Source organism: Leisingera sp. CC-HEC096 (assembly GCF_059429235.1).
This window is the reverse complement of the sequence record NZ_JCAIJS010000006.1, coordinates 211,853-220,583: the sequence shown is the minus strand read 5'-3', so window position 1 is coordinate 220,583 and position 8,731 is coordinate 211,853. Positions and strand designations below refer to the sequence as shown.

General features: G+C 64.7%; 6 protein-coding genes. All 6 read left to right on the top strand.

From position 1 onward, the window contains the following. A partial coding sequence (locus AC5STI_RS21335) for a Re/Si-specific NAD(P)(+) transhydrogenase subunit alpha (RefSeq protein ID WP_495448258.1) occupies positions 1–1,529 on the top strand: 1,529 nt, incomplete at its 5' end. 13 nt (positions 1,530–1,542) lie between these two features. Continuing rightward, on the top strand, positions 1,543–2,973 hold the full coding sequence (locus tag AC5STI_RS21330) for an NAD(P)(+) transhydrogenase (Re/Si-specific) subunit beta (RefSeq protein ID WP_495448257.1): 1,431 nt from the start codon (positions 1,543–1,545) through the stop codon (positions 2,971–2,973). 25 nt (positions 2,974–2,998) lie between these two features. Continuing rightward, positions 2,999–4,318, top strand: a complete 1,320-nt coding sequence (aptA, locus tag AC5STI_RS21325) for an omega-aminotransferase AptA (protein ID WP_495448256.1) — start codon at positions 2,999–3,001, stop codon at positions 4,316–4,318. Positions 4,319–4,378: 60 nt separating this feature from the next. After that, a complete protein-coding gene (locus AC5STI_RS21320; RefSeq protein ID WP_495448255.1) occupies positions 4,379–5,629 on the top strand; it encodes a Zn-dependent hydrolase in 1,251 nt (416 codons plus the stop codon). Positions 5,630–5,634: 5 nt separating this feature from the next. Next, positions 5,635–7,095, top strand: coding sequence for a dihydropyrimidinase (gene hydA / locus AC5STI_RS21315; RefSeq protein WP_495448254.1), 1,461 nt, complete (start codon positions 5,635–5,637; stop codon positions 7,093–7,095). A gap of 95 nt (positions 7,096–7,190) precedes the next feature. Further along, on the top strand, positions 7,191–8,681 hold the full coding sequence (locus AC5STI_RS21310) for an NCS1 family nucleobase:cation symporter-1 (RefSeq protein ID WP_495448253.1): 1,491 nt from the start codon (positions 7,191–7,193) through the stop codon (positions 8,679–8,681). Positions 8,682–8,731 lie beyond the last annotated feature (50 nt).

Here is an 8,731-nt window from a genome sequence, read left to right as displayed (position 1 = left end):
GCGTAGCGATGACGCCGGACTCTGCGCGTCAGCTGCAGAAGCTGGGGTATGACTGCGCGATCGAGACCGGGGCGGGGGCCGCTGCGGGCTTCTCCGATGCCGCCTATGAAGCGGCCGGCGTCGAGATCATCAAGACACCGGCGGCGCTGTGGAAGGCGGCCGATATCGTCGCCAAGGTGCGCCAGCCGGATGCCACCGAGCTGAAGCGGCTGACCAAGGGCAAGACGCTGATTTCCTTCTTCAATCCGGCCGGAAACGAAGAAGGCATGGAGCTCGCCAAGGCTAAGGGCGCCAATGTGATCGCCATGGAAATGGTGCCGCGGATCTCCCGCGCCCAGAAGATGGATGCGCTCAGCTCCATGGCCAATATCGCGGGCTACCGCGCGGTGATCGAGGCGGGCAACAACTTCGGCCGCTTCTTCACCGGCCAGATCACCGCCGCGGGCAAGGTGCCGCCCGCAAAGGTTCTGGTGGTCGGCGCAGGCGTCGCGGGCCTGGCCGCCATCGGCACCTCGACCTCGCTGGGTGCCGTTACCTATGCCTTTGACGTGCGCCCGGAAGTGGCCGAGCAGGTGGAATCGATGGGCGCCGAGTTCGTCTATCTCGACTTCGAGGAGGAGCAGCAGGACGGTGCCGCCACCGGCGGCTATGCGGCTGTTTCTTCGCCGGAATTCCGCGAAGCGCAGCTCGCCAAGTTCCGCGAGCTGGCGCCGGAGGTGGACATCGTCATCACCACCGCGCTGATCCCCAACCGCGAGGCGCCCAAGCTGTGGCTCGCCGATATGGTGGCGGCGATGAAGCCGGGCTCGGTGATCGTCGACCTGGCGGCGGAGCGCGGCGGCAACGTGGAAGGCACCGTGAAGGACGAGAAAGTCGTCACGGACAACGGCGTCACCATCATCGGCTACACCGATTTCCCCAGCCGGATGGCGGCGCAGTCGTCCAGCCTCTACGCCACCAACATCCGCCACATGATGGCCGACCTGACGCCGGAAAAGGATGGCCAGGTCAACCACAATATGGAGGACGACGTGATCCGCGGCGCCACCGTGGCGTTTGAGGGCGAGATCACCTTCCCGCCGCCGCCGCCCAAGGTGCAGGCGATTGCGGCCAAGCCCAAGGAAACCGTGCCGGAGCTGACACCGGAGGAAAAACGCGCCAAGGAGGTTGAAGCCTTCAAGGCACAGACCAAGAGCCAGGTCACGATGCTGGCAGGCGGCGGCGCGCTGCTGCTGCTGGTCGGGCTGTTCGCGCCGGTCAGCTTCATGCAGCATTTCATCGTCTTTGCGCTGGCCTGTTTCGTGGGCTTCCAGGTGATCTGGGGCGTGGCGCACAGCCTGCACACGCCGCTGATGGCGGTCACCAACGCGATCTCCTCGATCATCATCCTGGGTGCCCTGATGCAGATCGGCTCGGGCAGCTTCCTGGTGATCCTGCTCGCCGCGCTCAGCGTTTTCATGGCCGGGATCAACATTTTCGGCGGCTTCCTCGTCACCCGGCGCATGCTCGCCATGTTCCAGAAATCTTAAGGAGGCCGGGCACATGGATTACGGTTTCACCACCGCCGCCTATGTCGTTGCGGCTGTTCTTTTCATCCTGTCGCTGGGCGGGCTTTCCAACCAGGAAAGCGCCAAGCGCGCGGTCTGGTACGGCATCGCCGGCATGGGGCTGGCGGTTTTTGCCACCCTGATCGGCCCCGGTTCGGGCCTGTGGCTCTTGTCGCTGCTGCTGATCGCGGGCGGCGGCATCATCGGCACCTATGTCGCCAAGCGGGTGCAGATGACCGAGATGCCGCAGCTGGTGGCGGCGATGCACTCGCTGGTCGGCCTGGCCGCGGTGTTTGTCGGCTTCATCGCCCATTTCGAGATCGGAAATGTGGCATCCGCTGCCAGCACCGAGGATCTCGGCACCTTCGCCAAGCTGATCGCCAAGAAAACCCCGGCAGAGATCGCTTTCCTGCGCGTGGAACTCTTCCTCGGCATCTTCATCGGCGCGATCACCTTCACCGGCTCGGTCATTGCCTTCGGCAAGCTGGCGGGCAAGGTCACCTCGGCCGCGACCAAGCTGCCGGGCGGCCACATGCTGAACGCCAGCGCCGCGGGCCTCTCCTTCCTCTGCCTGATCTGGTACTTCAACTCCGGCGGCTTCCTGCCTCTGCTGCTGATGACCCTGGCCGCACTCTTCATCGGCTACCACCTGATCATGGGCATCGGCGGCGCCGACATGCCGGTGGTGGTGTCGATGCTGAACAGCTACTCCGGCTGGGCCGCGGCGGCGATCGGCTTCTCGCTTGGCAATGACCTGCTGATCGTGGTCGGCGCGCTGGTGGGTTCTTCCGGTGCGATCCTCAGCTACATCATGTGCAAGGCGATGAACCGCTCCTTCATCTCGGTGATCCTGGGCGGCTTCGGCGGCACCGCGGGGCCTGCGATGGAGATCGACGGCGAGCAGATCGCCATCGACGCCGACGGCGTGGCGGCGGCGCTGGAAGAGGCCGACAGCGTGGTGATCATCCCCGGCTACGGCATGGCGGTGGCGCAGGCGCAGCAGAATGTGGCCGAACTGACCCGCCGCCTGCGGGCCAAGGGCAAGGAGGTGCGCTTCGCCATCCACCCGGTCGCAGGCCGCCTGCCGGGCCACATGAACGTGCTCCTGGCGGAAGCGAAAGTGCCCTACGACATCGTGCTGGAAATGGATGAGATCAACGACGATTTCCCGCAGACCGACGTGGCGATCGTGATCGGCTCCAACGACATCGTGAACCCTGCGGCGCAGGAGGACCCCAACTCGCCGATCGCCGGCATGCCGGTTCTGGAGTGCTGGAAGGCAAAACAGGTCTTCGTCTCCAAACGCGGCCAGGGCACGGGATACTCCGGCATCGAGAACCCCCTGTTCTTCAAGGAAAACACCCGCATGTTCTACGGCGACGCAAAGCAATCGCTCGACACGCTGCTGAACCAAATTGCGGCCTGAACACTCTCAAGAAAAGGATTTGGATATGACCACTGATCCAAAACGCGCAAACGCCATGGACGCCTATTGGATGCCCTTCACGGCCAACCGGCAATTCAAGCAATCCCCGCGCATGGTCGCTGCCGCTGAGGGCATGTATTACACCACCACCGACGGCCTGAAGGTGATGGACGGCACCGCGGGCCTGTGGTGCGTCAACGCGGGCCACGCCGCGCCGCGTATCACCGAGGCGGTGCAGAAGCAAGTGACGGAACTGGATTATGCGCCCGCGTTCCAGATGGGCCACCCCAAGGCGTTTGAGCTGGCAAACCGGCTGGCGGAACTGGCGCCGGGCGATTTGAACCACGTGTTTTTCACCAACTCCGGCTCGGAATCGGTGGAGACCGCGCTGAAGATCGCGCTGGCCTATCACAAGGCCAAGGGCGAGCAGGGCCGCACCCGGCTGATCGGGCGCGAGAAGGGCTATCACGGGGTAAACTTCGGCGGCATCTCGGTCGGCGGCATCGTCAACAACCGCCGGCATTTCGGCAGCCTGCTGACCGGGGTCGACCACCTGCGCCATACCCATGATCCGGAGCGCAACGCCTTTACCAAGGGCCAGCCGGAGCATGGCGCGGAGCTGGCGGAGGATCTGGTGCGGCTGATAGAACTGCACGGGAGTGAAACCATCGCCGCGGTGATCGTAGAGCCGATGGCGGGGTCCGCCGGGGTGATCCTGCCGCCGAAGGGCTACCTCAAGCGGCTGCGCGAGATTACCCGTGAACACGGCATCCTCTTGATCTTCGACGAGGTGATCACCGCCTACGGCCGCCTTGGCCGTGCCTTCGGCGCCGATTACTACGGTGTGGAGCCGGACATGATCACCACCGCCAAGGGGCTCACCAACGGCGTCATCCCGATGGGCGCGGTGATGATCAGCAGCGAGATCCACGATGCCTTCATGACCGGCCCGGAGCACATGATCGAGCTGTTCCACGGCTATACCTACTCGGGCAACCCGGTGGCCTGTGCCGCGGCGCTGGCGGCACTCGACACCTACCGCGAGGAGGAGCTGTTCGAGCGTGCGGCGTCTCTGGAAGGCTATTGGGCCGACGCGCTGTTCAGCCTCAAGGGGCTGCCGCATGTGAAGGACATCCGCTGCTCCGGCCTCGTGGGCGCGGTGGAGCTGGAGCCGGTGGCGGGGGTGCCCACGAAGCGCGCCTTCGACACCTACCTTCGCGCCTGGGACAAGGGGGCGCATCTGCGCACCACTGGCGACATCATCGCCATGTCGCCGCCGCTGATCATCGAAAAGAAGGAAATTGACGAGCTGATCGGCATTCTGGCCGAGTCGCTCATCGCGTAAGGACCTGCCCCTGGCTTGCGCCCGAATGGCGCGGGGCAGGGGCGGAACAGGGAGAAAGACATGAAAGACGTGCAAAGCAACGCCCGCATCAACGGCAGCCGCCTGTGGGACACGCTGATGGAGATGGCGCAGAAAGGCCCCGGCCTGCGCGGTGGCAACAACCGCCAGACGCTGACAGAAGCCGACAAGGAAGGCCGCGACCTGTTCAAGCGCTGGTGCGAAGAGTCGGGCATGACGGTTGGCGTTGACAGCATGGGCAACATGTTTGCCCGGCTTGAAGGCGCGGAGCCGGATCTGGATCCGGTGATGATGGGCAGCCACCTGGACACCCAGCCGACCGGCGGCAAATATGACGGCGTGCTGGGCGTGCTGGCGGGGCTTGAGGTGGTGCGTTCAATCCGCGATCAGGGCATCCAGCCGCGCCGCCCCATCGTGGTGGTGAACTGGACCAACGAGGAGGGCACGCGGTTTGCCCCCGCGATGCTGTCCTCGGGTGTTTTTGCGGGCGTTCATACGCAGGACTGGGCCTATGCGCGCGAAGACGCGGAGGGCAAGACATTCGGCGAGGAACTGGCCCGCATCGGCTATGTCGGCGACGAGCCGGTGGGCAGCCGCAAGATGCACGCGATGTTCGAGCTGCATATCGAGCAGGGCCCCATTCTGGAGGCCGAAGGCAAGGACATCGGCGTCGTCACCCACGGCCAGGGTCTCAATTGGCTGCAGGTGACGCTGACCGGCCAGGAGGCGCATACCGGCTCCACCCCGATGCCGATGCGCCGTAATGCGGGCCTTGGCGCTGCGCGGATCACCGACCTGGTGCATGAGATCGCGATGAGCCACCAGCCCGACGCCGTCGGCGCCGTGGGCCACTGCGACTATTACCCCAACAGCCGCAACATCGTGCCGGGCAAGGTGGTGTTCACCATCGACTTCCGCTCGCCCAGCTTCGAAACGCAGGCGGACATGGAGAAGCGCCTCCGCGAGGGTGCCGCCAGGATCGCCGAGGAGCTGGAACTGGGCCTGGAGATCGAGCAGGTCGGCCATTTCGATCCCGTTACCTTTGACGAAAACTGCGTCTCCGCCGTGCGCAGCGCAGCCGAAAAGCTGGGCTATTCGCACCGCAACATCATCTCCGGCGCCGGTCACGATGCCTGCTGGATCAACAAGGTTGCGCCTACCGCCATGGTGATGTGCCCCTGTGTCGATGGCCTAAGCCATAACGAGGATGAGGAAATCAGCCGCGAATGGGCTGCGGCGGGAACGGATGTGCTCTTGCACGCCGTGCTGGAAACCGCAGAAGTCGTGGAGTGAAGACTATGACTGCAAGAACCGTGATCAAAGGCGGCACCATTGTGGCCGCCGACCGCAGCTATGCCGCCGATGTCGCCATCGAGGATGGCAAGATCGTGCAGATCGGCACCGGCCTGAACGGCGACAAGGTGCTGGACGCCGAGGGCTGCTATGTCATGCCCGGCGGCATCGACCCGCATGTGCATCTGGAGATGCCCTTTATGGGCACCCATTCGGCGGATGACTTTGAATCCGGCACCCGTGCGGGTCTGGCGGGCGGCACCACCATGGTGGTGGACTTCTGCCTGCCCAGACCCGGCCAGTCGATGCTGGAGGCGCTGGAGGCCTGGCACGCCAAGTCGAAACGCGCCTGCGCAGACTACTCCTTCCACATGGCGGTGACCTGGTGGAGCGAGCAGGTCTTCAATGAAATGCAGCAGGTCGTTGATCTGGGCATCAACTCCTTCAAGCACTTCATGGCCTACAAGGGCGCGCTGATGGTGGATGATGACGAGCTTTTCGACAGCTTCCGCCGCTGCGCCGCGCTTGGTGCGCTGCCGATGGTTCATGCGGAAAACGGCGATGTGGTGGCCACCATGCAGCAGAAGCTGCTGGCAGACGGCATTCGCGGCCCCGAGGGCCACGGCCTGTCGCGCCCGCCCGAGGTTGAGGGCGAGGCCACCAACCGCGCCATCATGATCGCCGACATGGCGGGCGTGCCGCTCTACGTCGTGCATACCTCCTGCGAGCAGGCGCATGAGGCGATCCGCCGGGCGCGCCAGAAGGGCATGCGCGTCTTTGGCGAGCCGCTGATCCAGCATCTGGTGCTGGACGAGAGCGAATACCGCAACCCCAATTGGGACCACGCCGCGCAGCGGGTGATGTCGCCGCCGTTCCGTGACAAGGCTCATCAGGACAGCCTCTGGGCCGGCCTTCAGGCGGGTTCGCTGCAGGTGGTCGCCACCGACCACTGCGCCTTCACCGTGGATCAGAAACGCACCGGCATCGACGATTTCACCAAGATCCCGAACGGCACCGGCGGTCTGGAAGACCGGATGCCGGTGCTGTGGAGCGAGGGTGTCAACACCGGGCGGCTGACGCCGAACGAATTTGTCGCCGTGACCTCCACCAACATCGCCAAGATCCTCAACATCTACCCGCGCAAGGGCGCGATCGTGGAAGGCTCCGACGCCGATCTGGTGGTGTGGGATCCGAAGAAGACCAAGACGATTTCGCCCGAGACCCAGCAGTCGGTGGTGGAATACAACGTCTTCGCGGGCCGTGAGGTGACCGGCCTGCCGCGCTATACCCTCAGCCGCGGCGAGGTGGCGGTGGACGACGGCACTGTCTGCGCCACCCCGGGGCACGGGCGGTTTGTCGAACGGCCCGCCTTCCCTGAGGTCAACAAGGCGCTGTCCAAGTGGAAAGAGGTCACCGCGCCGCGCCAGGTTGTGCGCTCGGCTGAAAACATGCCGGCCTGCGTCTGATCATGGTCCCCGGCGCAGGCCGGGGACTTTTGCATGTGCTGCCTGCCGCAGAAGCAGGCAGCGAAAGAAGCCACATAACAGGGAGAAAACTCAAAATGGCTGAAATAACAAGCGGGTATTCCGCGCCCGGCGCCGAGGCGCCGCCGCGGGTGGATCTCACCGGGATCGACCCTGAACTTTATAACGAGGACCAGCTGCCGACGACGGCAGCGGAACGCACCTGGGACTGGCTGGCAATTGCCGCGCTTTGGGTCGGCATGGTGGTCTGTATCCCGACCTATCTGCTTGCGTCCTACCTGATCGGCTCCGGCATGAGCTGGGATCAGGCGGTGCTGACCATCCTCGCGGCCAACGCCATCGTGCTGATCCCTATGGTGCTGGTGGGCCATGCCGGCACCAAATACGGCATCCCGTTCCCGGTGCTGCTGCGCTCCTCCTTCGGCCCAACCGGCGCCAAGATCCCGGCCGTGGCCCGCGGCATTGTTGCCTGCGGCTGGTTCGGCATCCAGACCTGGGTCGGCGGCTCGGCGATCTTTGTGATCCTCAACACCCTGACCGGCGGTGCGCTTGCGGGCGAGGCGCTGCCGGTGCTGGGCATCAGCGCGGGCGAGTTCATCTGCTTCCTCGCCTTCTGGGCGCTGCATCTCTACTTCATCGCCAACGGCACCGAGTCGATCCGCTGGCTGGAGACCTACGCAGCCCCGTTCCTGCTGGCGATGGGCCTCGCGCTGCTGGCCTGGGCCTATGTGAACGCAGGCGGCTTTGGCGAGATGCTGTCGACCCCCAGCGCCTTTGATCCGGGCCAGCCGCAGGAGGGCCAGTTCTGGGTTGTCTTCTGGCCGAGCCTGACCGGCATGATCGGTTTCTGGGCGACGCTGGCGCTGAACATCCCCGACTTCACCCGCCACGCCAAAAGCCAGAAGGACCAGCTGCTGGGCCAGATGGTCGGCCTGCCGATCCCGATGGCGCTGTTTGCCTTCATCGCCTCCGCCGTGACTTCGGCCACCGTGGTGATCTATGGCGAGGCGATCTGGGATCCGATCCAGCTGTCTGAGAAAATGGGCGGGTTCTCGGTGATCATCGCGCTGTTTGCGCTGATCGTGGCGACGCTGACCACCAACCTGGCGGCCAACGTGGTGGCGCCGGCGCACGGGTTCTCGAACTTGGCACCGAGCAAGATCAACCTCAAGCGCGGCGGCTATATCACCGCGGGCATCGGCATTGCCATGTTCCCCTGGGTCCTGGTGAACCACATCATCGGCTGGCTGATCGCCTATTCGGCGCTGCTGGGCCCGATCGCGGGCGTGATGCTGGCGGACTACTACCTGCTGCGTAAAACCAAGCTGGAAGTAGCGGATCTGTTCAAGATGAACGGCATCTATTCCGGCAGCAACGGCACCAACTGGGCCGGTGTCTGGGCGCTGGTGATCGGCATCCTGCCGAACCTGCCGGGCTTCCTGGCCGGTGTCGGCATCACTGCGGGCACCTCGGACTTCTTTGCCACGATCTACACCTACGCCTGGTTCGTGGGCCTGTTCGTGGCCGGCGCCGCCTATCTGGTACTGTCGAAGATCCTGAACAAGTAACCTTTGGCCGGGGCGGTGCCCGCCGCCCCGGTTTCCCCCTCAGACAAACG